This window comes from Dysosmobacter sp. Sow4_B12 (assembly GCF_052116665.1).
Taxonomy (GTDB): Bacteria; Bacillota; Clostridia; order Oscillospirales; family Oscillospiraceae; genus Oscillibacter.
In genome coordinates this window covers 125,209-151,194 of sequence record NZ_JBQKKR010000001.1, presented here as the reverse complement: position 1 = coordinate 151,194, position 25,986 = coordinate 125,209, and the positions used below count along the sequence as shown (strand labels likewise).

Annotated in this window: 30 protein-coding genes and 1 other annotated feature; of the genes, 14 read left to right on the top strand and 16 right to left on the bottom strand. The window is 57.4% G+C overall.

Features of this window, described 5'->3' with window-relative positions; translation table 11 throughout:
- Positions 1 to 25: 25 nt before the first annotated feature.
- Positions 26 to 2,533 carry an ATP-dependent helicase gene (locus tag ACTQ4R_RS00790; RefSeq protein ID WP_441624896.1) on the bottom strand — a complete coding sequence of 836 codons (2,508 nt, stop codon included), beginning with the start codon at positions 2,531 to 2,533 and terminating at the stop codon, positions 26 to 28.
- 35 nt (positions 2,534 to 2,568) lie between these two features.
- Positions 2,569 to 2,712, bottom strand: a complete 144-nt coding sequence (locus ACTQ4R_RS00785) for a hypothetical protein (protein ID WP_441624894.1) — start codon at positions 2,710 to 2,712, stop codon at positions 2,569 to 2,571.
- On the opposite strand from ACTQ4R_RS00785, the gene ACTQ4R_RS00780 reads away from it, so the two are divergent.
- Entirely contained in the window at positions 2,711 to 3,124 is a 414-nt protein-coding gene (locus ACTQ4R_RS00780; protein ID WP_441624892.1) for a rhodanese-like domain-containing protein, read from the top strand. The two genes, ACTQ4R_RS00785 and ACTQ4R_RS00780, sit on opposite strands and share 2 nt — an antisense overlap.
- Before the next feature lie 35 nt (positions 3,125 to 3,159).
- On the opposite strand, the gene ACTQ4R_RS00775 is transcribed toward ACTQ4R_RS00780, so the two are convergent.
- From ACTQ4R_RS00775 to ACTQ4R_RS00765, 3 genes are all read right to left on the bottom strand, one after another.
- Positions 3,160 to 4,275, bottom strand: coding sequence for a DHHW family protein (locus ACTQ4R_RS00775; protein ID WP_441624890.1), 1,116 nt, complete (start codon positions 4,273 to 4,275; stop codon positions 3,160 to 3,162).
- 13 nt (positions 4,276 to 4,288) lie between these two features.
- Positions 4,289 to 5,683 (bottom strand): MBOAT family O-acyltransferase, encoded by a 1,395-nt coding sequence (locus tag ACTQ4R_RS00770; RefSeq protein WP_441624888.1) that lies wholly within the window; start codon positions 5,681 to 5,683, stop codon positions 4,289 to 4,291.
- A 74-nt stretch (positions 5,684 to 5,757) separates the two neighbouring features.
- Positions 5,758 to 6,246: a DUF4358 domain-containing protein gene (locus tag ACTQ4R_RS00765; RefSeq protein ID WP_441624886.1), complete on the bottom strand. Its 489-nt coding sequence runs from the start codon at positions 6,244 to 6,246 to the stop codon at positions 5,758 to 5,760.
- 194 nt (positions 6,247 to 6,440) lie between these two features.
- Between ACTQ4R_RS00765 and ACTQ4R_RS00760 the strand changes: the two genes are divergently transcribed.
- The 6 genes from ACTQ4R_RS00760 (at position 6,441) to ACTQ4R_RS00735 (ending at position 11,893) form a co-directional block, all read left to right on the top strand.
- Positions 6,441 to 7,466 carry a threonine aldolase family protein gene (locus tag ACTQ4R_RS00760; protein WP_441624884.1) on the top strand — a complete coding sequence of 342 codons (1,026 nt, stop codon included), beginning with the start codon at positions 6,441 to 6,443 and terminating at the stop codon, positions 7,464 to 7,466.
- 196 nt (positions 7,467 to 7,662) lie between these two features.
- Positions 7,663 to 8,109: a sigma-70 family RNA polymerase sigma factor gene (locus ACTQ4R_RS00755; RefSeq protein WP_441624882.1), complete on the top strand. Its 447-nt coding sequence runs from the start codon at positions 7,663 to 7,665 to the stop codon at positions 8,107 to 8,109.
- 98 nt (positions 8,110 to 8,207) lie between these two features.
- Positions 8,208 to 9,488: a hypothetical protein gene (locus tag ACTQ4R_RS00750; protein WP_441624880.1), complete on the top strand. Its 1,281-nt coding sequence runs from the start codon at positions 8,208 to 8,210 to the stop codon at positions 9,486 to 9,488.
- A 124-nt stretch (positions 9,489 to 9,612) separates the two neighbouring features.
- Positions 9,613 to 9,738: a hypothetical protein gene (locus tag ACTQ4R_RS00745; protein ID WP_441624878.1), complete on the top strand. Its 126-nt coding sequence runs from the start codon at positions 9,613 to 9,615 to the stop codon at positions 9,736 to 9,738.
- 13 nt (positions 9,739 to 9,751) lie between these two features.
- Positions 9,752 to 11,026, top strand: coding sequence for a putative DNA modification/repair radical SAM protein (locus ACTQ4R_RS00740; RefSeq protein ID WP_441624876.1), 1,275 nt, complete (start codon positions 9,752 to 9,754; stop codon positions 11,024 to 11,026).
- Between the two features lie 9 nt (positions 11,027 to 11,035).
- On the top strand, positions 11,036 to 11,893 hold the full coding sequence (locus ACTQ4R_RS00735) for a TIGR03915 family putative DNA repair protein (RefSeq protein WP_441624874.1): 858 nt from the start codon (positions 11,036 to 11,038) through the stop codon (positions 11,891 to 11,893).
- On the opposite strand, the gene ACTQ4R_RS00730 is transcribed toward ACTQ4R_RS00735, so the two are convergent.
- From ACTQ4R_RS00730 to ACTQ4R_RS00685, 10 genes are all read right to left on the bottom strand, one after another.
- A complete protein-coding gene (locus tag ACTQ4R_RS00730) occupies positions 11,781 to 12,485 on the bottom strand; it encodes a sigma-70 family RNA polymerase sigma factor (RefSeq protein WP_441624872.1) in 705 nt (234 codons plus the stop codon). The genes ACTQ4R_RS00735 and ACTQ4R_RS00730 overlap by 113 nt on opposite strands.
- Positions 12,482 to 12,931, bottom strand: a complete 450-nt coding sequence (gene spoIIAB / locus ACTQ4R_RS00725) for an anti-sigma F factor (RefSeq protein WP_441624870.1) — start codon at positions 12,929 to 12,931, stop codon at positions 12,482 to 12,484. Before spoIIAB ends, ACTQ4R_RS00730 begins: the two co-directional genes overlap by 4 nt.
- Positions 12,932 to 12,950: 19 nt before the next feature.
- On the bottom strand, positions 12,951 to 13,256 hold the full coding sequence (locus ACTQ4R_RS00720) for an anti-sigma factor antagonist (protein ID WP_441624868.1): 306 nt from the start codon (positions 13,254 to 13,256) through the stop codon (positions 12,951 to 12,953).
- Between the two features lie 259 nt (positions 13,257 to 13,515).
- Positions 13,516 to 13,758, bottom strand: coding sequence for a GNAT family N-acetyltransferase (locus tag ACTQ4R_RS00715; RefSeq protein ID WP_441625980.1), 243 nt, complete (start codon positions 13,756 to 13,758; stop codon positions 13,516 to 13,518).
- Positions 13,759 to 13,830: 72 nt separating this feature from the next.
- On the bottom strand, positions 13,831 to 13,953 hold the full coding sequence (locus ACTQ4R_RS00710) for a hypothetical protein (RefSeq protein ID WP_441624866.1): 123 nt from the start codon (positions 13,951 to 13,953) through the stop codon (positions 13,831 to 13,833).
- Positions 13,954 to 14,013: 60 nt separating this feature from the next.
- A complete protein-coding gene (locus ACTQ4R_RS00705) occupies positions 14,014 to 16,650 on the bottom strand; it encodes a valine--tRNA ligase (RefSeq protein WP_441624864.1) in 2,637 nt (878 codons plus the stop codon).
- Positions 16,651 to 16,679: 29 nt separating this feature from the next.
- Positions 16,680 to 17,192 carry a YcxB family protein gene (locus ACTQ4R_RS00700; protein ID WP_441624862.1) on the bottom strand — a complete coding sequence of 171 codons (513 nt, stop codon included), beginning with the start codon at positions 17,190 to 17,192 and terminating at the stop codon, positions 16,680 to 16,682.
- A 57-nt stretch (positions 17,193 to 17,249) separates the two neighbouring features.
- Positions 17,250 to 17,465: a binding site (T-box leader), on the bottom strand.
- Positions 17,466 to 17,499: 34 nt separating this feature from the next.
- Positions 17,500 to 18,204, bottom strand: a complete 705-nt coding sequence (gene sigE / locus ACTQ4R_RS00695; protein WP_441624860.1) for an RNA polymerase sporulation sigma factor SigE — start codon at positions 18,202 to 18,204, stop codon at positions 17,500 to 17,502.
- The gene (locus ACTQ4R_RS00690; protein ID WP_441624858.1) at positions 18,143 to 19,087 is read right to left on the bottom strand and encodes a sigma-E processing peptidase SpoIIGA; all 945 of its coding nucleotides are present in this window, start codon (positions 19,085 to 19,087) and stop codon (positions 18,143 to 18,145) included. The genes sigE and ACTQ4R_RS00690 overlap by 62 nt, the downstream gene beginning before the upstream one ends.
- Before the next feature lie 244 nt (positions 19,088 to 19,331).
- Positions 19,332 to 19,523: a DUF951 domain-containing protein gene (locus ACTQ4R_RS00685; protein WP_441624856.1), complete on the bottom strand. Its 192-nt coding sequence runs from the start codon at positions 19,521 to 19,523 to the stop codon at positions 19,332 to 19,334.
- Between the two features lie 162 nt (positions 19,524 to 19,685).
- Here ACTQ4R_RS00685 and ACTQ4R_RS00680 point away from each other — a divergent pair, with 162 nt between their 5' ends.
- Positions 19,686 to 20,543 carry a S1 RNA-binding domain-containing protein gene (locus ACTQ4R_RS00680; protein WP_441624854.1) on the top strand — a complete coding sequence of 286 codons (858 nt, stop codon included), beginning with the start codon at positions 19,686 to 19,688 and terminating at the stop codon, positions 20,541 to 20,543.
- Here the strand turns inward: ACTQ4R_RS00680 and ACTQ4R_RS00675 are convergent.
- Entirely contained in the window at positions 20,524 to 21,792 is a 1,269-nt protein-coding gene (locus ACTQ4R_RS00675; RefSeq protein ID WP_441624852.1) for a replication-associated recombination protein A, read from the bottom strand. The genes ACTQ4R_RS00680 and ACTQ4R_RS00675 overlap by 20 nt on opposite strands.
- Before the next feature lie 115 nt (positions 21,793 to 21,907).
- Between ACTQ4R_RS00675 and nth the strand changes: the two genes are divergently transcribed.
- The 6 genes from nth to ACTQ4R_RS00645 all read left to right on the top strand — a co-directional run bounded on the left by nth (position 21,908) and on the right by ACTQ4R_RS00645 (position 25,986).
- Positions 21,908 to 22,564: an endonuclease III gene (nth, locus tag ACTQ4R_RS00670; RefSeq protein ID WP_441624850.1), complete on the top strand. Its 657-nt coding sequence runs from the start codon at positions 21,908 to 21,910 to the stop codon at positions 22,562 to 22,564.
- Between the two features lie 101 nt (positions 22,565 to 22,665).
- Complete coding sequence (locus ACTQ4R_RS00665) at positions 22,666 to 22,923, top strand: hypothetical protein (protein WP_441624848.1); 258 nt, start codon at positions 22,666 to 22,668, stop codon at positions 22,921 to 22,923.
- A gap of 81 nt (positions 22,924 to 23,004) precedes the next feature.
- Entirely contained in the window at positions 23,005 to 23,325 is a 321-nt protein-coding gene (locus ACTQ4R_RS00660) for a hypothetical protein (protein WP_441624846.1), read from the top strand.
- A 2-nt stretch (positions 23,326 to 23,327) separates the two neighbouring features.
- Positions 23,328 to 23,690, top strand: coding sequence for a hypothetical protein (locus tag ACTQ4R_RS00655; protein ID WP_441624844.1), 363 nt, complete (start codon positions 23,328 to 23,330; stop codon positions 23,688 to 23,690).
- Between the two features lie 142 nt (positions 23,691 to 23,832).
- Positions 23,833 to 24,840 carry a tryptophan--tRNA ligase gene (gene trpS / locus ACTQ4R_RS00650; protein WP_441624842.1) on the top strand — a complete coding sequence of 336 codons (1,008 nt, stop codon included), beginning with the start codon at positions 23,833 to 23,835 and terminating at the stop codon, positions 24,838 to 24,840.
- A gap of 12 nt (positions 24,841 to 24,852) precedes the next feature.
- Entirely contained in the window at positions 24,853 to 25,986 is a 1,134-nt protein-coding gene (locus tag ACTQ4R_RS00645) for an MraY family glycosyltransferase (protein WP_441624840.1), read from the top strand.

Below are 25,986 nucleotides of genomic sequence, written 5' to 3'. Positions count from 1 at the left end.
GAAGCAGTCGCTTCGGCTCCTTTTCTCACAGCTTTTCCATGTGCTTTCCGGCGGATTTCAGCATCAGCTTTTTCATACCCACCTGGTCAAAGGCCACCTCCACCAACGCGTCGCCGCCCATGGGACGGACAGACAACACCATGCCTTTGCCAAACGCGGTGTGCCGGACCATATCTCCCTTTTCCAGCTGCATAAGGCCTGTGGACGCTACCGTGCTTTGGCGGGAAGAGGCGAGCGGCCGCTGCCGAGGCGCTTGCTCCGCACGGTAGGAATGGACGCTGCCGTTTTCCCGGAGACCGCCGCTGGTGTAGATGCCGGTGGAGGGCCGAGCGGGACGCTGGGCATATCCGCCGTAGGCACTTCCCCCCTCCCAACGGTCGCCGCCAAAGGTAGCATCGTGCTCCATGCCGCCGAAAGCACGCTCCGGCTTGCTCTCCCAGTGCATGTTCTCCTCCGGGATCTCCTCCAGGAAACGGGAGGCCCGGTTGGCGCTGGTGCGGCCGTACAGCATCCGCTGGCGGCAGTTGGTGAGGGTCAGCTTCTCCTTTGCCCGGGTCATGGCCACGTAGCAAAGCCGCCGCTCCTCCTCCAGCTCCTCCTGGTCGTACTGGGCGGAGGAGCCAGGGAAGATCCCCTCCTCCATGCCCACCACGTACACCACCGGGAACTCCAGGCCCTTGGCAGAGTGTATGGTCATCATGGTGACGCAGTTGTCATCCGCCTCCACGCTGTCCAGGTCCGTGTACAGGGCGATCTCGTTGAGGAAGCCGGAGAGGGTGGCATCCTCCGGGTCCTGCTCCAAAAAGCCCAGGATGTTGGATTTCAGCTCCTGGACGTTTTCAATGCGGCCCCGGCTCTCCATGTCGTTTTTGTCCTCCAGGACCTTCACATAGCCGGTCTGGTCGCAGACGGCGTCATAAAACTCCGGCAGGGCCAGGTCGGCCCCCTGGCGGCGGAGGCCATCGATCAAATCGGCAAATTTTAAAAGCTTGCCGCAGGCGCTTTTCAGCTCCGGGAACAGGTCCGCGTTGCGGATGATCTCGTACAGGCTGGCGCCCTGCCCCTCCGCCAGCAGGGCCACCTTGTCCAGGGTCGTGGCGCCGATGCCCCTGGGCGGGTTGTTGATGATGCGCCGCAGCCGCAGGTCGTCCATGGGATTGTTCAGCACACAGAGGTACGCCAGCATATCCTTCACCTCGGCCCGGTCAAAGAACTTCATGCCGCCTACCACTTTATAAGGGATTCCGTTGCGTTTCATGGCGTATTCCAAGGCGTTGGACTGGGCGTTCATGCGGTAGAGCACCGCCGTATCCCGGAAGTTCCGGCCTCGGTTCACCCCCATAAGGATGTCTCCCACTACGTAGTTGGCCTCGTCACTCTCGTTGAAGTTGGTCTTGACGGTAACGGTCTCCCCGGCACCGTTATCGGTCCAGAGCGTTTTGCCCTTGCGGCCCGCGTTGTTGCGGATGACGGCGTTGGCGGCGTCCAGAATGTTTTGGGTGGAACGGTAGTTCTGCTCCAAGCGGATGGTCCGGGCGTCTGGATACTGCTGCTCAAAATTCAGGATGTTTTCGATATTGGCGCCCCGGAAGCGGTAAATGGACTGGTCGTCATCTCCCACCACGCAGAGGTTTTTCCGTCCGCCGGCCAAAAGCGAGGTCAGCAGGTACTGCAGATGGTTGGTGTCCTGGTATTCGTCCACCAGCACATAGCGGAATTTGTTCTGGTAATAGGCCAGCACCTCCGGCTCCTGCTGCAAAAGCGTCACGGTGTGGTAAATGATGTCGTCAAAGTCCAGGGCATTGGCGGCATGAAGCTTTTTGGCGTAGGCAGCGTATACCTTGGCGATGCGGCTCATTTTCCAGTCGTTTTCAGAAGAGTGAGCTTTGGCGAAGTCCTCCGGGCTCTGGTATTTGTCCTTGGCACCGCTGATCACAGCCAGGATGCTCTTTGGTTGGAAGGCTTTCTCGTCCAGGTTCTGCTCCTTCACGATGTCCTTGATGACCCGCTTGGCGTCATCGGTATCGTAAATGGTGAAGTCCTTGTCAAATCCGATGCGGTCAATGTCCCGCCGCAGGATGCGGACGCAGGCGGAGTGGAAGGTGGAGGCCCAGATGTCGTTGGCCTGTGGGCCCAGCCGGGCGGCCAGGCGGTCCTTCAGCTCTCCCGCCGCCTTGTTGGTAAATGTAATAGCGATGATCTCCCAAGGACGGGGCACATCCACGGCGCATAGGCGGCGTGCCCGCTCTGCATCCATGTCATCCGGGCGGTCCGGGAAATTCTCCAAAAAAGCCAAATCCTCCTCCGCAGCCCACTCCGGCACAAAGTCCGAGTCACTGCCCTGGCCGTAGGTCAAGAGGTTATACACCCGCTGGATGAGGACGGTGGTCTTGCCGGAGCCTGCGCCCGCCAGCAGCAAAAGCGGTCCCTCCGTGGTCATGGCGGCCTTGCGCTGCATAGGATTGAGCCGCTTCAAGTCCTGTGCGATGACGGCGCGCCTGGCGGCGATGTAGCGTGTATTGAAATCAGTCATATGTTCACCAGTTTTCTATAATGTCACGGTCCATTTTAGGACAAAATCCCGGCGCGGTCAACCGGAAAACACGCCGCCATCTTTTCCGGATCATCAGACGCCGCAAAAAACTGACGCTTCCCTTTTCCTTCTGTTTCGGGTATACTGTCGATAAAACCCGAAACAGGAGGTTTTCTCATGCAGCAGTTATTTTTGCTGGCGGCTGTCATTTGCTTCGGTATGGCGGCCATCAAGTTCTGCACCGCCCGCATGAAGCCCAACACCGCTCCGTCCCAGCCCAAGCATTCCGCTGACCTAACAGCGGAGGAGACCAAGGCGCGGTTGGACGAAAATCCGGACCTCATCGTGCTGGATGTCCGCACCCAAGCAGAGTTCGACGGCGGCCACATTCCCGGCGCCGTTTGCCTGCCCGTTGAGATGATCGCGGCGGACATGCCCTTCCCCTTCGGCAAGGATGCGGAGATCCTGGTTTACTGCCAGACCGGGCACCGCAGCGCCGATGCCGCCTCCAAGCTGAGAAAGCTCGGCTTCACCGATGTCAGTGACATCGGCGGCATCGTGGACTGGCCCTACGAGACCACCACTGCGTAAAAAATACGCCGCTCCCAACGGGAGCGGCGTATTTTTTACTGTGCCAGGAACACCAGGTTCTTATCCGTGATGAAATTCGGAACGCTGTACAGCACCGCAATGTCGGCAATGCCGTTTTCCGCGGCGTATTGGGCCGCCGGCAGGCGGTAATACCGCAGGTCCAGCAGATGGACCTCGGAAAAACGCTGGCTGAGAAAAGGCGCCAGGGAGTCGGAATAGCTGTCCCGCACCAGTAAAATCTTACTGCCGTCGGTGACGGCGCCGTTTTTGATAACACACAGGGGCTGGTTGCCGCCTAAGAAAGCAGAGTATTTGTCCTTCTTTTCCAGATAGGCGCGGTCATAGAGGCTCCCCAGCTCCGGTTCCCCCGTCCGCCAGGAGATGACGGAAAGCCCCGTGTCCTCCACCCAGAACTCCAGGGTATCCGGTGTCAGCCAATGGACCCCGGACTGGGAGTACAAGGTTCCGTTGAAATCTCCGCTGGCAATTTCAGGCGTAAAATCCTCCATGGACAGAAGCTCCTTTCCCAGGGCCTCCAGCAGGGCGTTGGCCCCGTAGAAGGCGCCCAGACTGGTCCAATGGTGGTCCGTGCGGTAAAAGATGGGCTCGTCAGCGTGAGCGGCAAGGTCGCTTTGCAGGTCCACCAAGGGGATTTCCAGTTCCGACGCCATACGCGAAAGCTCTGCCTGGTCCCAGCTGGGGGCGTCGGCAGGCAGTTTTTCTTCCCAAACCTCTGCCGCCGAGGGGATGAGACCGAGGTACACGTGGGCATCCGCCTTTTCAAAAAGCCGCCGGACATAGGAGAGATTTTTCTCCAGCAGGGCTGGGTCCGGTGCTTCCACTTTGGAGATCAGCGTGTCTCCGCAGAGGTATACACCGTTAAATTCCCTTTTGCCGATGACCTGTTCCGTCCGGGCCTTCAGTCCCGTCCACTGGTCCCGCAGGGGAAACTGGTCGGCGAAGTATTCCTCCACCGCCGCCGTGTAGCTGCCGTCCGCCAGAGCGGACCAGGAGAACTCCGGTCTTTGGGCCAGTGTACGGTTCTCCACCTCGGACCGGGCCCGGTCCGGCAAAAGAACATGCCACACCAGAAGCCCTCCCAGAAACAGGCAGAACAATGCCGACAGGAAGCGGCTGTATGCGTTTGTCATGGTCCGCCTCCTTTCAGAACCGGAAATACAGGAAGGGATTGTAGCTGCCGTCCACCAGATAGGCGGTGGAAAGCGCCAAAGAAAGCAGCATCAATATGGGAGAGAGCACCTTTTGGGCTTTGTCCGGCAGCCGCTGCCAAGTACGTTTTCCCAGCGTGGTGGAGGCAGCGGCCAGCACCAGAAATGTGACGGCATAGCTTCTGAACGTATAGCCATCCACAGCGGCCCACAGCGGCGCGGCGCCGAAGCAGTCGGCGAGGTATCCGCTTAGGACACCAAGGTCCTCCACGGCGAAAATGCCCCAGCCAACGAACACCACCAGCAGCGTATAGAGGTGCTTGAGCCATCCGGGCGTTTTTTCAAGAAGGGATTTCAAAACATACTTCTCCAGAATGAGCCAAACGGCAAAGTACAGTCCCCACAGGATGAAATTCCAGCTGGCGCCGTGCCAGAAGCCGGTACAAAACCAGACAATGAGAATATTTCGCAGCGTCTTGGCCGTTCCGCCCCGGTTTCCTCCCAGGGGAATATACAGATACTCCCGGAACCAGGAGGTCAGAGACATGTGCCACCGCCGCCAAAACTCCGTAACAGAGGCGGAGAGGTATGGATAGTCAAAGTTTTCCAAAAAACGGAAGCCGAAAATGCGGCCCAGGCCGATGGCCATGTCGGAATAGCCGGAGAAGTCAAAGTAAATTTGGAAGCCGAACGCGGCAAGCCCCATCCAACCTGCCGCCGCTGTCAGTGTTCCGGCTTCCGCCGCGGCCAGCTGGGTGTCCCACAGGGCACCGATGGCGTTGGCCAGCAGCACCTTCTTGGCAAGGCCCACGCAGAACCGGCGGGCACCCAGGGCAAAGTCCTCCGCCGTGTTCACACGGTGGTCCAGGGCTGCCGCCACGGTCTTATACTTGACGATGGGACCGGCAATGAGCTGGGGAAACATGGTGACGAAGGCTCCGAAACGGATGATGCTCTTCTGGGCAGGCGCATCCCGGCGGTAAACGTCAATGGTGTAGCTCATGGTCTGGAAGGTGAAAAAGGAGATGCCAATGGGCAGAGGGATGTTCAGCTGGGGCAGGTCCACCCCCGGCAGCAGGGACAAATTGGCCGCCAGGAAGTCCCAGTATTTAAAAAAGCCCAGGAGCAGCAGGTTGAACACCACGCTCTGCCCCACGAACCACCGGGCTTTTTTGTCATTGTCCCGGTACTTCTCTACCAGAAGGCCATGGGTGTAGTCGATGAAGATGGACACGAACATGATGGTGATATACACCGGCTCGCCCCATCCGTAAAAAAACAAGCTCACCACCAGAAGCGTCAGGTTCCGCCACCGCAGCGGTACCAAGAAATACAGCAGCAGCGTGATAGGCAGATAGGCGAACAAAAAAGTAAGACTGCTGAAAACCACAGCGTTTCCTCCCTGTCAGTATGGAAGGAATGGCCGCAGCGACAGGCTGCGGCCACTCGCAAATCCGGCTATTTTTAGGCGAACAGTGCCTCGAAGCCGTCCACCATCTCCTGCTGATAAGAGGCAGAGGCAAACATGGCCACATAGGCGCCGTGCTGGATGATCTGGGCCTTGCTCCAGGCCTCCATGGACTCGGGATACCAGGCGCCGCCCTCAGCTTGGGTCTCCACCCGGGTCTGCAATATGGCGGCGGCTTCCGCGGCATCCTCCTCGCTCTGGCACTGCATCAGCACCAGTTCATTGACCACGGAGCTCATCATGGGCGCCTTTGCCACAAACTGCGTCACAGGAATGTCGCTGATGCCGGGATAGTAGCTTTCCAGCATCTCACCTTCCAGATCCACCATATAGCCCTCGTTCCACTGGAACTTCTTTTCCAGCTCCGCGTAAAAGGCCGGCAGATCTACCTCGACAGCCTCGGAATTATCCTGCTTTGCGCCGCAGGCGGTCAGTGCGCCAAGAGCCAGTGCCAAAGCCAACAGGGCGGTCATATATTTTTTCATGCTTTTTTCCTCATCCTTTTTGTTTCATGGTATCATGACGTTCCGGCGGTCAAAAAAGTTTCCGCTTTCCCGGATAGTATTTACCGTTTTCTTTTAATTAAGCAGTTTTCTCTTTCCCTGCTTGCATTTATACAGGAAAGGCGGTATGATTTCAATAGGAATTTATAAACTTTGAAAGAAAGTAGGTTTTTCCAATGTACAGTTTCCGCAACGATTACAGCGAAGGCGCCCACCCCAAGGTCATGCAGGCCTTGATGGACACCAATCTGGAGCAAACCTGCGGCTACGGCCTTGACCACCACTGTGAAGAGGCTGCCGACCTCATCCGTAAGCTGTGCAGCGCCCCTAACGCAGACGTCCACTTCATGGTGGGCGGCACCCAGACAAACCTTGTGACCATTACCGCGTTCCTTGCTTCCTACGAGGCGGTCATCGCCGCCCACACCGGCCACGTGAATACCCACGAGACCGGCGCCATCGAGGCCACCGGCCATAAGGTCTGCGCTGTCCGCAGCCCTGACGGCAAGGTGACCCCGGAACTCATAGAATTCGTCCTGTCTGAGCACAACGGAAGTGAGCACATGGTGGCCCCCAAGATGGTCTACGTATCCGACAGCACGGAGATCGGCACCATTTACTCCAAGGCTGAGTTGACGGCCCTGCGGGCCTGCTGTGACAAGCACGGTCTGCTCCTGTTCCTGGACGGCGCCCGCTTGGGCTCCGCCTTCACGGCTCCCGAAAATGACTTGACGCTGCCGGATCTGGCCGCCTTGACCGACATGTTCTACATCGGCGGCACCAAGAACGGCGCCCTCATGGGCGAGGCCCTGGTGGTGAATACTCCCAACGACCACCTCCGCTGGCATATGAAGCAGCGGGGTGCCATTCTGGCTAAGGGCCGCTTGTTGGGCATTCAGTTCAAGGCTCTGTTGGAAAACGGCCTGTATTTCGACATTGCCCGCCACGCCAATGAGATGGCTTACCGCCTGCGGGATGGTATGGCCGCCTTGGGATATGAGTTCCCTGTGGCCTCTCCCACCAACCAGCAGTTCCCTGTTCTGCCCAATACCGTTTTGCAGCAGCTCCAGGACAAAGGCTACGCCTATGAGCTGGACCACGTCGTGGACGATGCGCATACCTGTGTGCGCTTCTGCACCAGCTGGGCCACTCCGGTGGAGGCTGTGGACCAGCTTTTGAAGGACCTGGCCGCCTGCAAATAACACGCCTGTTTGAAAAAAAGCCGCCTGCGGGCGGCTTTTTTTCGTGGTGTCTTCTGACATTTGTTGTATGATAGAGTAAACGGCTTGGGAAAGGAGGACTTTTTGTGTCGGATACAGAACTGCTGGAGCTGCTGCGCAGGACCGTGCCGCCGGGACGGAGGCTCTCCTGGACCGCTACCGTCCCCTGCTGCGCTACGTGATCGGCGGTATTCTGCAGGAAACCGGAGACCGGGAGGACTGCCTGTCCGAGGTGAGCCTTCTCCTGTGGCAGAAAGTGGACAGTTTTGATGCCGCCAAAGGGTCCTTATCCGCCTGGCTCACCGCCGTGGCGCGGAACACAGCCTTGAATCATTTGAAAGCCCTTCGGCGCAGGGAAGCCCACCTTGCCGAAAGTGAGAGAGAGCCGGTCTCTCCCGAAACGCCGGAGGAGGCGCTGCTGCGGCAGGAGCAGGCGGAGCGACTGAAAGCCGTTCTGGACAGTCTCAGCGACCGGGAACGGCAGCTATTTTACCGCCGCTACTATTATTTGCAGCCGCTGTCCCAGATCGCCGCGGAGACTGGCATGTCGGAACGGTCCGCGGAGGGCCGCCTTTACCGGCTCCGTCAGCGGCTGCGGCAGGAGTTGGGAGGTGACGAGCCGTGAGGGAATGGAATGAATTTGACCGGGAGCTGGTCGACGCTGTCACAGAGCTGCCTCCCTCTCCGGATACCGTCCGGGCCGTGACGCCGTGGCGGAACGCCATGGACCGTATTCTGCTGGGACTGTGCCTCACCTGCTTTACCCTGCATTTTCTCTGTCTGCAATATATCCTCCCCGCCGTCGGTGCGGTACATCTGTATTTAGGCTTTCGCACACTGCGCGACAGCAATCAATTCTTCAAGTTTTCCTGGTATTGCAGCGTTTGTAAAGCAATATTACTGTTTATTGATTTTGTGCTGACGGCCACGCCTTACAGCCACATTCTGTCCGGACCGCGCACCGTTTTGCAAACCGTGATGACGATGGCCATACTTCTGACTTTGCGGCAGGCCCTCCGTCTGTCAGCGGCTGCGGCGAACCACACCATGGACCGTGATCCTCTCTTGTGGGCCGCAGTCTGGTACGCCGTGCTCATCACCCTGGCGCTATTCTGGCCAAAGCCAGGCTGGGTGACATTTTTCTTGATGGCGTTTGCTTTTTACCGCATCGTAAAAAGCCTGTATGCCATCACGGCGGAATTGGAGGACTGGGGCTGCAGCGTCCGTGCTGCGCCGGTACGGCTCAGCGGCGGACAGCTCCAACTGGCGTATTATACTTCCCTGCTGGCGTTGGTTCTGCTCTGTGGACTTTTTTCCAACCATGTTTGGCTGAAAGCAGAGCCAATCGAACAAATCGTTTCCTCTGAGGCAGAAGTCACCCGGCAGCATCTGAGAGACCTGGGGATGCCGGAGACGTTTTTGCTCCAGCTGCCGGAGGAGGAATTGCAGCAGCTGTCCAGCGCGTCAGCCTGCCAGTATCTGGAAAACGAGGACGCAGCCTCGCTTCGCCTTTCTGGGACCATGGTGTATCTGGGCGGCGGTACCGCACGGTTCTACGTACTGGCGGAGTACGATGACGGAGCGTCCTTGTTCTGGCAGAACCTTGCGGAATTCGCGAATTCCAGCACCGTTCGACGGGATGGCGCTTGTTATCTCTCCTACGAAAAAGGCGGAACAGTGTATCGAACGATCGTTCCTGTCCAGGAAAGCGCAGAGACGGTGGACAACTACTTTTCCGGCCCCTTGGAAAACACATTTATCCGCGCCTGGTACAGTTTCCCTGCAGGCGCCAAAAAAAGGACCTGCTTGTTTGTCTGCACCCAGGAGCTTTGGGAGTTCCCTGGATCAAACACGGACTATTATTACGATTCCATCGTAAATTTTTATCAAAGCCGCTTCCCCTTTTCCTATCCTTATAGGCCCCTCAGCAGGCAGGAGCCTTCCGGTCGGAGAAAATTGACGCAGTTTTGTCAGATCTTTGAATTTTCTCAACCCCTTCCATGAAAAAATCCCCGGCCATTTGGTCGGGGATTTTTTTCGAATATTTGTTCGATTTTTACTTGACACGAACGATTGTTCGAGTTATAGTATGTATAGAACAAAAGTTCGAATAAGGAGGATGTGAACGATGACTGGTTGGGGCTTCTTCTTTATGCTGGTAGGCGTCACTTTCTTGACGGCACAGCTGTTCCGCGTTATCAATTACATTGAACAGCCTTCCCAGAAACATCCCCGCAGAGCCGCGGCCCGGTGACCGATCTCTTCTCATGGATGTCCTGGAAAAACTGACGGTTTTGACAGACGCCGCCAAATATGATGCCGCCTGCACATCCAGCGGCGGAAACCGTACTGCCAAAAAAGGATATATCGGCAACACCTCTTCCTCTGTGTCCGGGTGCTGCCACTCCTTTTCCGCCGACGGACGGTGCGTGACGCTGTTGAAAGTCCTTATGACCAATTGCTGCGTGTTTGACTGCAAATATTGCGTCAACCGCCGCAGCAACGATACAAAGCGGGCCGCATTCACACCGCATGAGCTGGCGGACTTGACTATCAGTTTTTACCGGCGGAATTATATTGAGGGACTCTTTCTCTCCTCCGGGGTTCTCCGCAGCCCGGATTACACCACGGAGTTGATGATCAAAGCCCTTCGCATCCTGCGGGAAGAATACCGATTCAACGGCTACATCCACGCAAAAGCCATCCCGGGCACGGCGCCGGAGCTGGTGGAACAGCTGGGATTTCTGGCTGATCGCTTGAGTGTCAATATTGAGCTGCCCTCAGAGGCGGGATTGCGGACACTGGCACCGGACAAAACAAAGCAAGCCATTCTCTCCCCTATGCGCCAGATACAGGTACGGAGCAAGCAGAGCAAAGAGGAGCTTGTCAAGTACCGACACGCTCCCAAATTTGCCCCGGCGGGACAGAGCACTCAGCTCATCGTAGGCGCCACAGCGGACAGCGACTTTCACATTCTGCGGCTGACGCAAGGGCTTTATGATCGATACCGTCTCAAACGCGTGTTCTACTCCGCCTATGTTCCGGTGGTAGAGCACGCTCTGCTGCCCTCCAAGGATGTGAAACCACCTTTACTGCGGGAGCACCGTCTGTATCAAGCGGATTGGCTGCTGCGATTTTACGGCTTTCGTGCGGAGGAGCTGCTGGACGAACAGCATCCGGATTTCAATCCTCTGGTAGACCCCAAGTGCAGCTGGGCATTGGCCCATCTGGATTTTTTTCCTGTGGAGGTGAACACCGCGGACTACGAAGCATTACTGCGGGTCCCCGGTATCGGCGTCACTTCCGCAAGACGTATCTTGACCGCCCGCCGGGCCGGCAAACTGCGGATAGAGGACCTGCAGAAAATGGGTGTTGTCATGAAGCGGGCTCAATATTTTCTTACTGCATCTGGAAAGCGTGCAGAAGGGCTTTTGTTCACACCGGACAGCCTTTTGCGGAATCTGATCGCCGCGGAGCATCCGCTTCTCCCAGACGCGGAGCCGGTGCAGCTGTCCCTGTTTGATCTTCCTGCGTCTGTATGAGGTCTTTCCATGACAGATATGATTTATTATTACGATGGCAGCTTTGAGGGCTTCCTCTGCTGCATTTTTGATAGCTATGCCAACAAAGAGGTCCTCACCGCCATCTGCTGCGATGAGGACCTTGTGCCCACATTATTTGCCTCCCGGAGCATCTCAACAGACCGGGACCACGCCAACCGTGTATACAGAAAAATTGTAAAGTGTTCTCCCTATACAGCGGATCTGGTGCAAAAGGGGTTCCTCACCTGCCTGCCGGACAAAGAGCTTTATCTGTACCGGCTGGTGGTGAAGCTACTGCGGGAGGGTCCCGGTTTTTTGCGGAACTTTTCCGATGAAACGCTGTATCCTGTGCTCCGGGCTGTGCGGCATCTCAACGGCGAAGCCCACCTGCTGAAGGGCTTCGTTCGCTTTTCTGACCTAGGCGGTGTGCTGGGTGGGGAGATCGAGCCAAAAAACCGGGTTTTACCTTTGCTGCGCAGCCATTTCTGTGCCCGCTACCAGGGAGAGAAATTTTTCCTCTACGACCGCACACACCGGGAAGCCCTGTTCTATGCCAACGGCAAGGCTGTCATCCAACCACTGGAGCATTTTCAAATGGCGCCGCCGGATGAAGTGGAGGCCCATTACCGATTGCTTTGGAAATGCTTTTACGAAACCATTGCCATCAAGGAGCGCTACAACCCAAAATGCCGGCAAACCAATATGCCGAAGCGCTACTGGAACACCATGACGGAGTTTCAAGACGAATCCTACTTCAAAGCCCAAAGCTCTCCCGAAGATGCTGCAAGCCACGGCGCTCCAGCCGGGATACCTGCACTTGGGATACCCCCAGAATCCGGGCTGTCTGCTCTTGAGTCAAGGATTTGAAATACCGCAGCAAAATCGTCATCCGCTCTTTTTCCGGCAGTTGGTCGATGGCCTCCCGCAGGGCGATACGCTCCACCATTGCTTCTTCCGGTGCTTCCGTGCCCAGCATTCCCTCCAACGTTAATCCATCCGCTGTCTCCTGCTGCAGGGATTCCGGCGTGTCCGTGGCCAGATCCGCCCGGGCGATTTCCTCCGGAGTCAGTCCCGTGTCCTCCGCAAGCTCTGATAAGACCGGCTCCCGCCCGAGACGATGACGCAGGCGTTCCCTTGATGTGTAAAGCAATTGCGCTTGCTCCCGAAGGCCCCGCCCCACTTTCAGCATGCCATCATCCCGCAAAAACCGCCGGATTTCCCCGGCGATTTTGGGGACGGCATATGTGGAGAAGCAGGTTCCGTAGGTGAAGTCAAACCCCTGGACCGCCTTTAAAAAACCGAGGCAGCCCAGCTGATATAGGTCGTCTGCTTCCACCCCGCGGCCATAGTACCGCCGCACAATGCTCCAGATAAGGCCGCTGTTTTCTGCCACTGCCCGCTCACAGGCGTCCCGGTCTCCGGCTTGAGCTGCCCTTAGGAGTTCCAGCTGCGCCTTCATTTTCCTGTCTTTACCCGGGACGCCAGCTTTTTTCGCATGACGACAGTGGTACCGCGTCCCGGCACGGAACGGACGGTAAGCTTGTCCATGAAGCTTTCCATAATGGTGAAGCCCATACCGCTGCGCTCCTCACCCCCGGTAGTGAACAAAGGCTCCCGTGCCTTTGCTACATCCGTGATTCCCCGTCCATGGTCCTTCACTGTCAGCTCCAGCACGTTTCCCGGACAGATGCGTGCCCGTACTGTCACTTTACCAATGGCATCCGGATAGGCATGAACGATGGCATTGGTCACCGCCTCGCTGACTGCCGTTTTCATATCCTCCAGCTCATTGAGCGTAGGGTCCATCTGGGCGGCAAAGCAGGCCACAGCCGCCCGCGCAAAGCCCTCGTTGCTGCTGCGGCTGGGAAATTCCAGCAGGACCTCGTTTATGACCTTTGTTTTCATTATTATGTAACCCTCCTTTTCAGCGTATCGTCACAAGGCGTCCGATGCCGGCGGCATCCAGCACCCTGCGGGCTTGCGGCGGCACATTGCAGACCAGAACGCTGCCGTCCAATAGCTGCATCCGTTGCTGGGCCCGCAGAATCAGTGCGATACCGGAGCTGTCCATAAAGGTGATTCCCGACATATCCAGCACCAGCGTTTTCGGCAATGCCGCATCGATGGCCATTTCCACTTCCCGTAAGCTATTTCGCGCTCCGTGGTGGTCCAGTTCGCCGCTGAACTCCAGAAGCAGGTTCCGGTCCGAACTCTTTGCATTGATCTCCATAGTGATTCCCCTTTTGCTTTTCCTATGTGGTTTTAGCTGCATTTCTCCTCCATTATAGAAGCTGCCTTGTTTCTTTTTTGTCGGATTCTTTCCGCTTTGCGGTATTTTACAAAATTTCTTCTGCCGCCCCTCATGTTCGGCCTTGCCAGCACCCGTCATACAGCTTTTGAGAAGTCCCGGCAGCGGGTTTGAGAGCATAAAATGGTAAAAAAACACCCTTCAGCAACAAAGTGTTTGCTGAAGAGTGTTTCCTTATACGCTATTCTCCCCTACGTTCCATAGGGATGTATCGAATACCATCGGAGATCTGCTCCGGTGCAGTGGAACAGAAGCCCAGGCGGCGGTAAACCTCCACCGCATAGGGAGAGGAATGGACAGTTACCGCCCCATTGCCCCTGTCCATCAAAAACCGGCGGAAAAGAGCTTTCCCCACGCCCTGTCGGTGTCGGGCCGGGTCAACAAAAAACAGAGAAATGTGCGTACCGTTTTGGCGGACGGCCAATACCCCCAAGAGGACCTTTCCATCAAAAGCACCGTAAACCTCCAAAGCTGATACAGCAGCCGGATCGGTAATTTAGGTGCGAAATGCCAGAACTCCCTCCGGCGAATATTCCGGCGCCTTGAATTCCAAAAACACTCGCCAGGCAAGCTCCATCGCTGCCGGTTTTTCATTTTCTGTCAGTTTTCTGATATCCATGGGGTATCTCCCTTAAAACAAGGCCCCCGCATGAGCGGGGACCTTGTTCGTACTTTTAAGTTATGCCTGCATGGCCTTGGCAGACTCTTCCAATTTGGCGATAAGCTCCCGGTATTTAGCGGCCTTTTCCCGCTCAGCGTTGACCACCGCCTCGGGGGCATTGGCCACAAACTTCTCGTTGGAGAGCTTCTTCTCCGTGATGCGCAGACCGTTCTCGGCCTTTTCTTTCTCCTTGGCGATACGCTCCAGCTCCGCCTGGAAGTCAACCAGCTCGCTCAAGGGGATATATGCGTTGGCCTTATGCGTGACAATATTCACCAGACCCGCCAGCTCCTCCGGCGCTTTGCCGGTAACTGTCACCTTCTCAGCGTAAGCCAGACGCTGGATGAAGTGGATACCCTGCTCGTAAATGGCAGGCTCTTCTGTTACCAGAATGACCTCGGCCTTCTTAGAGGGGGGCACGTTCATCTCGGCCCGGCGGGCACGGATGGCCTTGATGGTATCCATGACGGCCTCCATAGCCGCTTCCTCCGCGGGGAAGCACAGGCTCTCTTGATACTCCGGCCATTCGGAAGTCATGATGAAGTCGCCCTCGTGAGGCAGCGCCTGGAAGATCTCCTCGGTGATGAAGGGCATGAAGGGGTGCAGCAGCTTTAGGAGGTCCGTCAGCACGTAGCACAACACATTCTGAGCCACCAGCTTGGCATCCTCATCCTCGCCGTTCAGCCGTGTCTTGGTCAGCTCGATATACCAGTCGCAATAGGTGTCCCAGATGAAGTCATAGACCTTGGCGGAAGCAACACCGATCTCATAGCTGTCCAGATTCTCCGTGACTTCCTTCACCAGGGTATTCAGCTTGGAAAGGACCCATTTGTCCTCGGGAGCCAGCTTTTCAGAAGAAGGCAGCCGGCACTGGTCGATGGTTAGGTTCATCATCACGAAACGGCTGGCGTTCCAGATCTTGTTGGCAAAGTTCCGCATGGCCTCGCACTTTTCCGTATAGAACCGGGTGTCATTTCCGGGGCTGTTGCCGGTGATGAGGTTGAAGCGCAGGGCGTCGGCGCCGTACTTTTCCGCCATTTCCAGGGGATCGATACCATTGCCCAGGGACTTGGACATCTTGCGGCCCTTATCGTCCCGGACCAAGCCGTGGATGAGTACCGTGTGGAAGGGAATCTGCTTCATCTGCTCGCAGCCGGAGAAAATCATCCGGGCCACCCAGAAGAAGATGATGTCGTATCCGGTGACCATGACAGAGGTGGGATAGTAATAATCCAGATCCTCGGTCTCTTCCGGCCAGCCCAGCGTGGAGAAGGGCCACAGGGCGGAGGAGAACCAGGTGTCCAGCACGTCGGGGTCGCGGGTCAAGTGGGTGCAGCCGCACTTTTCACACTGGGTGGGGTCCTCCCGGGAAACGTTGATATGGCCGCACTCGTCGCAGTACCAGGCAGGGATCTGGTGGCCCCACCACAGCTGGCGGGAAATGCACCAGTCATGGACGTTCTCCATCCAGTTGGTGTAGGTCTTGGAGAACCGCTCGGGGACGAACTTCACTTCGCCATCACGCACCACGCGCAGGGCCTCCTGGGCCAGAGGCTCCATCTTCACAAACCACTGGGCGGAAATGAGGGGCTCCACATCGTTATGGCAGCGGTAGCAGGTGCCGACGTTATGATTGTAGGGTTCGGTCTTGACCAGATATCCCTGCTCCTCCAAATCCTTCACGATCTGCTTGCGGCACTCGTAACGGTCCATGCCGTTGTATGGGCCGCCGTTTTCGTTGATCTTGCCGTCATCGCCAATGCAGCGGATGACCTCCAGGTTGTGGCGCAGGCCCACCTCAAAGTCATTGGGGTCGTGGGCGGGAGTCATCTTCACAGCGCCGGTGCCAAAGCCCAGCTCCACATAGTCGTCCGCCACAATGGGGATCTCCCGGTTCATAATGGGCAGAATGCACTTCTTGCCCACCAGATGCTTGAACCGCTCATCCTCCGGATTCACAGCCACGCCGGTATCGCCCATCATGGTTTCGGGCCGGGTGGTGGCCACGACAAGGTCGCCGGAGCCGTCCGCCAGGGGATAACGGATATACCACAGGTGGCCGGGCTTGTCCACATACTCCACCTCAGCGTCGGAAAGGGCGGTGATGCAGTGGGGACACCAGTTGATGATGCGGCTGCCCTTGTAAATCAAGCCCTTATCATACAGCTCGCAGAAGGTCTCCCGGACGGCCTTGGAGCAGCCCTCGTCCATAGTGAAGCGGGAGCGGCTCCAGTCACAGGAAACGCCCAGCTTCTTCTGCTGTTCCACGATGCGGCCGCCGTACTTTTCCTTCCACTGCCATACCCGCTGGAGGAATTTTTCACGGCCCAGGTCATAACGGGTCTTGCCTTCATTGACCCGGAGCTCCTCCTCCACCTTGATCTGGGTGGCGATGCCGGCGTGGTCCGTGCCGGGCAGCCACAAAACGGAATAGCCCTGCATCCGCTTGAAACGGGTCAATATGTCCTGGAGGGTAGAGTCCAGGGCATGGCCCATGTGCAGCTGACCGGTGACGTTGGGGGGCGGCATGACGATGGAGAAAGGTTTCTTCTTAGGATCGGGGTCGCCCTTGAAACAGCCGGCTTCTTCCCACATCTCGTAGATGCGGCCCTCCACCTGCTGGGGCTCATACACCTTCGGCAGTTCTTTATTCATTGGGGTTCCTCCTTACTCTATATCAAGACTTATTTGACAGATTCAAACTGTTTTCCGCTTTTTTCCTCGATGAGACGGCGGAGCTCCTCCGGCGTACCGCCGCTGATGCCATCCGGCGCCAGGATCAAGCTGCGCTGCTTGTCCAGGAAAATGAAATCATAGCCCCGGTAGCTCTTCAGCGCGAAAATATCGCTGTAACGGTGCTGGGTCTTTTGATACTTGCTCTTCTCTGTGAAGAACTTTTCTCCAAAGCTCAGCTTTCCGTCCGGTATAATGGTCATCTGATTCAGCCAGGCGCTGATGGTGTTGGTAAACAGGCCGATGGCCAGCACCAGCAATCCAGTGAGAAGCTTGCAGGTTTGGTCAAATCGGATACCTTCCGCCAGTAAGGTACGCCCCGCCGTCCAGCTGAGCCAGCCGCCCAGCGCCAGCATCACCAGCCGGAACACTAGCATCTGGCCCCGGCGGAAGGTTTTTTCCGCCAAGGCGTTCAGCGCAACCAAACGCCGGAGGTCCATTTTCATATCCACTTCAAAATGCATACGGTTTCTCCCAATTTATCAAGATGTTGGATCAAAAAAAACACCCCGAGCCAAAAGGCTCAGGGCGAACAAATGTCCGTGGTACCACCTGGATTCCGCTCCTCTGAAAGATGCGGCGCTTATGACTCTGTAACGGGAGTTCCCGTCCGTCCTACTGCTGTTTCAGTACGGCTGCTCCAAGGCGACTTCCACATACGCTTCACGGAAGCTCTCACCGGCCGCTTCCTCTCTTTGCTTTGGCGTATCTGTACTGCTCCTCTTCCCTGCATTTGAACAGCAAGTATTATACGATATGGTATTTCATTTGTCAAGACAACCGCAGGATCTCCTTTTTTAACCGGGAAATGATCCGTTTTTCCAGCCGGGAAATATAGGATTGGGAGATACCAAGCCGGTCCGCCACCTCCTTCTGTGTCTGCTCACGGCCGCCTCCCAGGCCGAAGCGCAGGGAAATGATCTGCTTTTCCCGGGGAGAGAGCACGTTGATGGCCGCCGCCAGCAAGCCCCGGTCCACATCCTCCTCAATGGGCCGCATGACCGTGTCCTCCTCGGTCCCCAGCACATCGGAAAGAAGCAGCTCGTTTCCATCCCAGTCGGTGTTCAGCGGCTCATCAAAGGACACCTCCCCCTTTCGGTTGGCGTTTTTCCGCAGGAACATCAAAATCTCGTTTTCGATACAACGGGAGGCATAAGTAGCCAGCTTGATATTCTTGTCTGTCCGGTAAGTTCCCACCGCTTTGATGAGGCCAATGGTTCCAATGGAAATCAGATCCTCGATCCCGATGCCGGTATTTTCAAAGCGCCGGGCAATGTATACCACCAGCCGGAGATTATGTTCGATGAGCTCTTGACGGGCTGATTCCTCCCCCAGCCGCGCCAAAAGCTCTGCCTCTCGCTCCTTTGTCAAGGGCGGCGGCAGTGTGTCGCTGCCGCCGATGTAATGGACACTTTCACTTCTCCGCAGCCCCAGCCTTGCCAGCAGACGCCGCAGCCGCTCCAAGCTCCTGTTCATACCGACCTCTCCTTCCCGCCTGTCCGCCCCAGAGGGCATGATACGCTGTCCCCAGTTCCGTGGGTGAAAGGGCCACCGACAATCCCGGATACCGCCTTCCTTCCACGTCTGTCCAATCTGACCGCACCGCCAGCAGCAATCCCCCCTGGACCCCCACCGCCCGATACGGCAGCAGATAAAACCGCAAATCCGACGCCGCTTGCCGCAGAGGCTCCAGCAGGTCTGCCGGCAGGCAGAGGCTCCGCTCTGTCATAAGGCGTTTTACCGCTGCCGGAAGCAGCGGGTCCAGAGCGCCCCGGGACACCACCAGCACCGGCTGGCCGCTCACCGGGTCTGCAAGGCTGGTCCCCGTATCCCGCAGGGCTGTCAGACGGACGCTTTTCCCCCTTAGGCATACCTCTGTCCGCAGCAGTTCTCCCCGCAAGCCATGGCGTGCAGCCGCCCGGAAAATTACCGCCAACACCACATAAGCCGCTGTGGCGGCCACCAGCAATGTCCGTGCGTCCACATCCGTGTAAAAAATACCGTTGACCGCCGGCACACCGCCGCCTGCCACCAAGCCCAGCCCCAGCACGCAGCCCGCCAGGGCGCAGGAAACAGCAAAGAGCAGCAGCGTCAGCCGCAGAAGATGGGCCTCCCCGCCGAAAGCCACAGCCGCCAGTAATACGCCTGCTGCCAGCTTTACAGGAGATTCCGCCAAAAATTCCATTCCCGGCAGGAACACCGCCGCGGCATACAGTCCTCCCCCCACGGCAGAAAGCGCATACCGCAGCCGGCGAAGCGGAATACCGGCAAGACGGGCCGTGCCCAGCAGCAGCAAATAGTCCATCAAGCTATTCAGCATAAACACACTGTCCAGATACACCACAGTCACAACCGTCATCCCCCTTTCCGGTGAATGAGATGCTACAATGCAGTATTATAGGACGCTCCCGATGGAAAAGCCGTCGCAAAAGGGACATGGAGGAAAATAAAAAAACAACCTAACGGCCATCTTAGCTGTTAGGCTGTTTTGCTTTACAGATTAGGCGTATAAGGTTATGCGATATAAGGGACGATCATAGAGGCCACCATGGCCACGATCATGACCACCACCAGTACCAGCGCCACGACGCGGGTCTTTTTGCTCATTTTGTCTCCTCCTCCGTCACGATCTTCCGAATGCTTTTTTCCGCCTTGCTCCGGGGCAGCATCAGCTCATGGCCGCAGCCCAGGCAGCGAAGCTTGATGTCCATGCCGACCCGCAGGATCTCCCACCGGCTACTGCCGCAGGGGTGCGCTTTTTTCAGTTCCACTTTGTCATGCAGATGCAGGTCCATATTTTTCCTCCTGTCAAACCCGTCTTTCCGCTTGCATATCATATACCAAAACGCCGCCGTGCGGCAGATAGGATGAGACATAACATGCCGGAAAACAATCTTTTTCCCCCGGAGGGACTGCGTCCCCAGCCGGTTTTTTCTCTGCCGGCTCTCCAACAGGCCATGGAAGCAGGCACAGTTCTGGAAGCTCCTGTCCAGCGGTGCGATGTCGACAAAAATCTCCATATCTCCCTGGGGTCGGTCATAGGCTTCATGCCCCGGGAGGAGGTCATCGCCCCTTGGATCAGCGGTGCGGACCGCGACATTTCCATATTATCAAGAGTCGGCAAGCAAACATGCTTTACAGTCACTTCGATTCATTCCGATGAAAAAGGCACGCCGGTGGCAGTTCTCTCCCGCCGGGCGGTCCAGGAACAGGCCATCACCTACTTTTTCTCCCATCTGCGGCCGGGGGCTGTGGTCACAGCCAAAGTAACACACTTAGCAGCTTTCGGCGCTTTTTTGGACATCGGCTGCGGTATCATCGCCATGCTGCCTATGGAGCAGATCTCCGTTTCCCGCATCTCCCATCCAAAGGACCGTTTCCGGGTGGGACAAAAAATCCTGGCGGTGGTGCGTTCCATAGACCCGTCACAGCACCGCTTCACCATGACCCACAAGGAGCTGCTGGGCACCTGGCTGGAAAACGCCAGCTGGTTCCGTCCCGGCGAGACGGTGAGCGGCATCGTCCGCAGTGTCAAGGAATACGGCAGCTTTATCGAGCTGGCGCCGAACCTATCGGGTCTGGCGGATGTCCGGGAGGATCTGTCCCCCGGGGAGTCGGTGTCTGTCTACATCAAAAGTATCCGCCCGGAGAGAATGAAAATCAAGCTGCAGCTCATTGAAAAGCTGCCCGGCCCCGTTCCCCTGCCGCCCATTCAGTATCAAATCACCGATGGTTGTCTGGACCGCTGGGTCTATTCACCGCCGAACTACGAAAAGCAGCCGGTGGAAACGGTATTCATAGCTCCCGGCCCTTGATCTTCTCCCAGTAGGCCTTGGCGGCCTGCTCTGTCTTATTGTCGCCCCACTCATAATATTTCACGTCCTTCAAGGCGTCCGGCAGGTATTGCTGCTCCACCCAGCGGTGTGGGAAGTCGTGGGGATACAAATAGTGCTGCTGGTGGTCAAAACCGGTGGTATCGGCGTGGACATTTTGCAGCTGCCGGGGAATGTCGCCGCTTTTTCCTTTTTTCAAGTCCGCCATGGCGGCAATAATGGCGTTGTGGGCTGTGTTGGATTTTGGCGCGGTGGCTAGCAGAATGGCAGCCTCCGCCAGGGGGAGCCGGGCCTCCGGCAATCCTACCTGCACGGCCGCGTCCACGCAGGCCTTGGTAATGACCATAGCCATGGGATACGCAAGCCCCACATCCTCAGACGCGATGACAAGGAGCCGCCGGCAGGGAGACAGCAGGTCCCCTGCCTCTAATAGACGGCCCAGATAGTGGACCGCCGCATCCGGGTCGCTGCCCCGGATGGATTTTTGCAGAGCGGACAGGATATCATAGTGGGCGTCACCGTCCCGGTCATAGCGCATGGCGCTGCGCTGAGCCACCTGGGTGGAGTCCTCCTTTGTAATGCACAGTTTACCGTCCCTGGGCCGGGCTGCCCGGCACAACAGCTCCACAGCGTTAATGGCCTTTCGAACATCACCGCCGCAGGCGGTGGCGATTTGAAGGGGCACCCCCTCCTCCCAGGAAAGGGGCAGGGAGCTGCGCTCCTGCTCGATGCGCAAGGCCCGCAGAACGGCAGGCTCCGTCTCCTCCGCCGGGACCGCTTTGAACTCGAAGACCGTGCTGCGGGACAGCAGAGCACTGTATACGTAAAAATACGGATTTTCCGTGGTGGAGGCAATGAGAGTCAGCTTGCCGTTTTCCATGAACTCCAGCAGGCTCTGCTGCTGTTTTTTATTAAAGTACTGGATCTCATCCAGGTACAGCAGCACGCCGCCGGGAGCCAGCAGTGTTCCCACATCGGCAATGATGTCCTTGATATCCTGCAAAGACGCCGTGGTGGCGTTCAGCCGGTACAGCGTCTTATTGGTCTTTTCCGCGATGATATTGGCGATGGTGGTTTTTCCGGTGCCGGAGGGACCGTAAAAGACCATGTTGGCGTCGGTTCCGCTCTCAATGAGCCGCCGCAGTACCGCGCCGGGGGCAAGCAGATGCCGCTGGCCTACCACGTCATTCAAAGTTTTGGGACGGATCTCATCCGCCAGTGGACGCTGCATGGCTGTCCCTCCTTCCTAACCGCTTTATATTACCACAGTTCCCGGTGGATTTCCATGGTTTTTTCCCTGGTCATTTGGCGAAAGTTGTGGTATCCTGTCTCCAGAGGTGATGACCATGGCATCCAAAGCCGCGATCAAGCGGATTATTGAGACATTGAAGGAGATCTATCCCGACGCCCTTTGTTCCCTGCAATATGAAAAGGACTACGAGCTGCTGTTTGCCGTGCGGCTTTCCGCCCAATGTACCGACGAGCGGGTAAACAAGGTGACGCCGGCCCTGTTTGCACGCTTCCCCACTCTGGAGAGCTTCGCGGAAGCGGACCCCAAGGAGGTCGGCGAGTACATTCATTCCTGCGGCTTTTTTAATGGCAAGGCCCGGGATTTGGTTGCCTGCGCCCAGCAGCTTTTGGAAAAGCACGGCGGCAAGGTCCCCGGCACCATGGAGGAGCTGACAGCCTTGCCCGGCGTGGGCCGCAAGACCGCCAACTTGATCCTGGGCGACATCTTCGGCCAGGAGGGCTATGTCTGCGACACCCACTGCATCCGCATCACCGGTCGCCTCGGCATCACAGACGGGTCAAAGGACCCGCTCCAGGTGGAGCGGCAGCTGCGCCAGTGCATTCCCCCCAAGGAGTCCAGCAACTTCTGCCACCGGATGGTGCTCTTTGGCCGGGACACCTGCACGGCCCGCTCGCCAAAGTGTGAGGGCTGCCCCCTGGCAAAGGACTGTGCCGCCGCGAAAGCTCTGAAAGCCGTAAAAGTAAAAGCCTAATTTGCATGTGCCTGTACAAACGCTTGTACAGGCACATTTTTTCCAGACGCTTCATATACTGCTTTGGAACGTGAAACCACCAACGCGATTCAGGAGGCCATATGGACGAAAACACAGCCCGGCTGATGGAACAGCTCAAAAGCAACCCCGCCCAGCTCCGGCAGCTCATGCAGTCACGGGATGGGCAGGCCCTCATGCAGATGCTGACGCAAAAGGACCAGGGAGCGGCTCTGCAAAAGGCCGCCCAGTCCGCGGCCCGGGGAGACCCGGCGGACATGGTGCGGATGGTGAGCCAGCTGATGCAAAGCCCAGACGGAGCAGCTCTGGTGGACCGCATCAACAAGGCCATACGGAAATAAATCTCCCCGTGGGAAAGGCAGGTGGCAGCGGTGGCCGAATTTGACGAGCAGCTTAACAATATTCTTTCTAATCCTAATGCCATGTCTCAAATCATGCAGCTGGCGCAGTCTCTGTCCGGCGGTCAAGAGCGGCCCACCGCTCCTCCTCCACCGCAGGCAAAGCAAAGCAGCCCGCCGGACCTGCTGTCCTCCCTCACCGGCGGTATTGACCCCAAGCTCATGGCCCGGCTGCTGCCCCTTATTCAAGAGCTTGGCAGCCAGCAGGACAGCAACGCCCGGGCACTGCTGTATGCACTGCGGCCCTATCTCAAGGAGGAGCGGCAAGAAAAGGTGGAACGGGCGCTGCAGCTGGCCCGACTGTTCCACCTGGGGAAAAAATTTCTTGCCGGATGGGAGGGATAGGCATGTATAACCGCTACATCCGCAATGACAACGGCTCCTACACCCGCATTCCCCAGGAGGAGGTCCCCCCGCAGAAGCATGCGCCGGAGCCGCCCCCCCGGCAGGAAACGCCGCCTCCCCCGCCGCCGAAGCAGGACCCACCCCGGGAAGAACCGCGCAGGCCGCCTCCGCCACCTTCTCCACCGCAAGCGGCAGGCCGGATCGCAGACGGTCTCACCGGCTTTCTCCGGCATGTGCTGGATCAGCTGCATCTGGACCATGTGGACACCGGGGACCTGCTGCTTTTGGTACTGCTGTTCTTTCTATTCCGGGAGGACGCGGACGAGGAGCTGCTGGTGGCTCTGGGACTGCTGCTGATTTTATGAACGCCCTTCGCTCTGCCGCGAGGGGCGTTCTTTCCATCAAGAACAGATTGCACTTTCCATAACGCCATGGTATAATATATGAGTTAAATTGTCGCTTCGCGCCTGTTGACGTTGGGCGGCGCTGAGTTTGAGGTGTTTTGAAATGGAGAATCAAGTGCAGAAAAAGAGAATCTTAAGCGGCATTCAGCCTTCCGGCGATTTGACCCTGGGCTCTTACCTGGGCGCCATCCGCAACTGGGCGGCCCTGGCCGATGAATATGACTGCTATTACATGCTGGCGGACATGCACACCATCACGGTGCGCCAAGTGCCGGCGGACCTGCGCCGCCATACCTTGACCCAGGTGGCCGCCTACATTGCCAGCGGCCTGGACCCGGAGAGGAACACGCTCTTCGTCCAGTCTCACGTGCCCGCCCATGCTCAGCTGGGCTGGGTGCTGGACTGCTATACCATGTTCGGTGAGCTCAGCCGCATGACCCAGTTCAAGGACAAGTCCGCCAAAAACGCGGACAATATCAACGCGGGCCTCTTCACCTATCCCTCCCTTATGGCAGCGGACATCCTCCTGTACCAAGCGGACCTGGTGCCCGTGGGCGGCGACCAGAAGCAGCACGTGGAGATCTGCCGGGATATTGCCAATCGTTTTAACGGCATTTACGGAGACGTATTCAAGATCCCCGAGCCGTACATCCCCAAGGTGGGCGCCCGCGTCATGAGCTTGACCTCTCCGGAGAACAAGATGTCCAAGTCCGACAAGGACCAAAACGGCTGTGTCTATATGCTGGAAAAGCCCGAGGACATCATGCGCAAATTCAAAAAAGCCGTCACCGACTCCGACGCCTGCGTCCGCTTTGACCCTGCCGCCAAGCCCGGCGTGTCCAATCTAATGCAGATCTACTCCGTGGCCACCGGACGGAATTTCGAGGAAATCGAGAAGGAATTTGACGGCCGGGGCTACGGCGACTTCAAAAAGGCCGTGGGCGAGGCCGTGGTGGAGCTGCTGCGCCCCATCCGCGAGGAAACCGAGCGCCTGCTGGCCGATAAGGCGTATTTGGAGAGCGTGTACCGTGCCGGCGCCGAGAAGGCCTCCCGCGTGGCGGACCGCACCGTGGCCAAGGTATACAAAAAAGTGGGCTTCCTGGCCCGCTGACGGAGGGCTGCTATGAATCTTGACAATCAGCTGATCGCCTATGTGGTTCTGGCTCTGCTGGTAGCCCTGGTGATAAGCTTTCTCATGACCCCCGTGGTCAAGACCTTCGCCTATAAAGTAGGCGCCATCGATGTGCCTAAGGATGGCCGCCGGATGCATAAGGTCCCTATCCCCCGCCTGGGCGGCCTGGCTATTTTCATCGGTTTCATGGTCAGCATTTTGTTGTTTGTACCCATCACCTCGGAGATGAAAAGCATTCTGCTGGGGGCCGTCATCATTGTGGTACTGGGTGTGGTGGACGACATCATGGCCTTGCCTGCCATGCTGAAATTCGTGGTGCAGATCGTGGCGGCGGCTATCCCCGCCACCCACAGCGTCACGATTCTGGCTTTTTCCAATCCCAATATTTTCTCGGACAACCTGTACTGGGTGCTGGGCGGACTGTCCGTGCCTTTCACTATTCTCTGGATCGTGGCCATCACCAACTCCGTGAACCTCATCGACGGGCTGGACGGCCTTGCCAACGGCGTTTCCGCCATCTCCGCCACTACCATGTTGGTCATTGCCCTGCTGGCCTCCGAGGCCCAGGTAGCCATCGTCATGGCGGCCCTGGTAGGCGCCTGCGTGGGCTTTATGCCCTATAATTTGAATCCCGCCAAAATGTTTATGGGCGACACCGGCGCCACCTTTTTGGGCTTTATTCTGGCCACCATGTCCATTCAAGGCCTGTTCAAGTATTACGCCGTCATCTCCTTTGTGGTGCCCTTCTTGATTCTGGGTCTGCCTATTTTTGACACGGCTTTCGCTTTCATCCGCCGCATCGCTCACGGCCAGAGTCCCATGCACGCTGACCGCAGCCATATCCACCACCGGCTCATCGACATGGGGCTGAGCCAGAAACAGGCGGTTGCCACTCTGTACGTCATCTCCGCCATTCTGGGCCTTTCCGCCGTGGTGCTGACTACCGGCGGCGAGGAAAAGGCCATGCTGTTTTTCGCGGCGCTGTGCATTGTGGCCGTGGTGGCCGCCAAGGTGGTCTTCCCAAAAGAAGTAAAGGAAGAACTGAAAGAGGAGCTCCACGAAGAGTTGGAGGACCTAAAAGAACACGGGCACCGCGAAGAGCCCGGGAAAGACAAGGGAGCGTAA

Bases quoted from the DNA above. Each gene is read 5' to 3' on its own strand.
- ACTQ4R_RS00735 (WP_441624874.1), top strand. From the start codon at position 11,036: ATGACAGATATGATTTATTATTACGATGGCAGCTTTGAGGGCTTCCTC.
- ACTQ4R_RS00665 (WP_441624848.1), top strand. From the start codon at position 22,666: ATGGACGAAAACACAGCCCGGCTGATGGAACAGCTCAAAAGCAACCCC.
- ACTQ4R_RS00765 (WP_441624886.1), bottom strand. From the start codon at position 6,246: ATGAAAAAATATATGACCGCCCTGTTGGCTTTGGCACTGGCTCTTGGC.
- nth (WP_441624850.1), top strand. From the start codon at position 21,908: ATGGCATCCAAAGCCGCGATCAAGCGGATTATTGAGACATTGAAGGAG.
- ACTQ4R_RS00690 (WP_441624858.1), bottom strand. From the start codon at position 19,087: ATGACGGTTGTGACTGTGGTGTATCTGGACAGTGTGTTTATGCTGAAT.
- ACTQ4R_RS00720 (WP_441624868.1), bottom strand. From the start codon at position 13,256: ATGGAGATCAATGCAAAGAGTTCGGACCGGAACCTGCTTCTGGAGTTC.
- ACTQ4R_RS00705 (WP_441624864.1), bottom strand. From the start codon at position 16,650: ATGAATAAAGAACTGCCGAAGGTGTATGAGCCCCAGCAGGTGGAGGGC.
- ACTQ4R_RS00740 (WP_441624876.1), top strand. From the start codon at position 9,752: ATGGATGTCCTGGAAAAACTGACGGTTTTGACAGACGCCGCCAAATAT.
- ACTQ4R_RS00730 (WP_441624872.1), bottom strand. From the start codon at position 12,485: ATGAAGGCGCAGCTGGAACTCCTAAGGGCAGCTCAAGCCGGAGACCGG.
- ACTQ4R_RS00685 (WP_441624856.1), bottom strand. From the start codon at position 19,523: ATGGACCTGCATCTGCATGACAAAGTGGAACTGAAAAAAGCGCACCCC.
- ACTQ4R_RS00780 (WP_441624892.1), top strand. From the start codon at position 2,711: ATGCAGCAGTTATTTTTGCTGGCGGCTGTCATTTGCTTCGGTATGGCG.
- ACTQ4R_RS00700 (WP_441624862.1), bottom strand. From the start codon at position 17,192: ATGCATTTTGAAGTGGATATGAAAATGGACCTCCGGCGTTTGGTTGCG.
- ACTQ4R_RS00660 (WP_441624846.1), top strand. From the start codon at position 23,005: ATGTCTCAAATCATGCAGCTGGCGCAGTCTCTGTCCGGCGGTCAAGAG.
- ACTQ4R_RS00750 (WP_441624880.1), top strand. From the start codon at position 8,208: ATGGACCGTATTCTGCTGGGACTGTGCCTCACCTGCTTTACCCTGCAT.
- ACTQ4R_RS00790 (WP_441624896.1), bottom strand. From the start codon at position 2,533: ATGACTGATTTCAATACACGCTACATCGCCGCCAGGCGCGCCGTCATC.
- ACTQ4R_RS00785 (WP_441624894.1), bottom strand. From the start codon at position 2,712: ATGAGAAAACCTCCTGTTTCGGGTTTTATCGACAGTATACCCGAAACA.
- ACTQ4R_RS00655 (WP_441624844.1), top strand. From the start codon at position 23,328: ATGTATAACCGCTACATCCGCAATGACAACGGCTCCTACACCCGCATT.
- ACTQ4R_RS00645 (WP_441624840.1), top strand. From the start codon at position 24,853: ATGAATCTTGACAATCAGCTGATCGCCTATGTGGTTCTGGCTCTGCTG.
- trpS (WP_441624842.1), top strand. From the start codon at position 23,833: ATGGAGAATCAAGTGCAGAAAAAGAGAATCTTAAGCGGCATTCAGCCT.
- ACTQ4R_RS00680 (WP_441624854.1), top strand. From the start codon at position 19,686: ATGGAAGCAGGCACAGTTCTGGAAGCTCCTGTCCAGCGGTGCGATGTC.
- sigE (WP_441624860.1), bottom strand. From the start codon at position 18,204: ATGAACAGGAGCTTGGAGCGGCTGCGGCGTCTGCTGGCAAGGCTGGGG.
- ACTQ4R_RS00775 (WP_441624890.1), bottom strand. From the start codon at position 4,275: ATGACAAACGCATACAGCCGCTTCCTGTCGGCATTGTTCTGCCTGTTT.
- ACTQ4R_RS00710 (WP_441624866.1), bottom strand. From the start codon at position 13,953: ATGGATATCAGAAAACTGACAGAAAATGAAAAACCGGCAGCGATGGAG.
- ACTQ4R_RS00675 (WP_441624852.1), bottom strand. From the start codon at position 21,792: ATGCAGCGTCCACTGGCGGATGAGATCCGTCCCAAAACTTTGAATGAC.
- ACTQ4R_RS00760 (WP_441624884.1), top strand. From the start codon at position 6,441: ATGTACAGTTTCCGCAACGATTACAGCGAAGGCGCCCACCCCAAGGTC.
- ACTQ4R_RS00745 (WP_441624878.1), top strand. From the start codon at position 9,613: ATGACTGGTTGGGGCTTCTTCTTTATGCTGGTAGGCGTCACTTTCTTG.
- spoIIAB (WP_441624870.1), bottom strand. From the start codon at position 12,931: ATGAAAACAAAGGTCATAAACGAGGTCCTGCTGGAATTTCCCAGCCGC.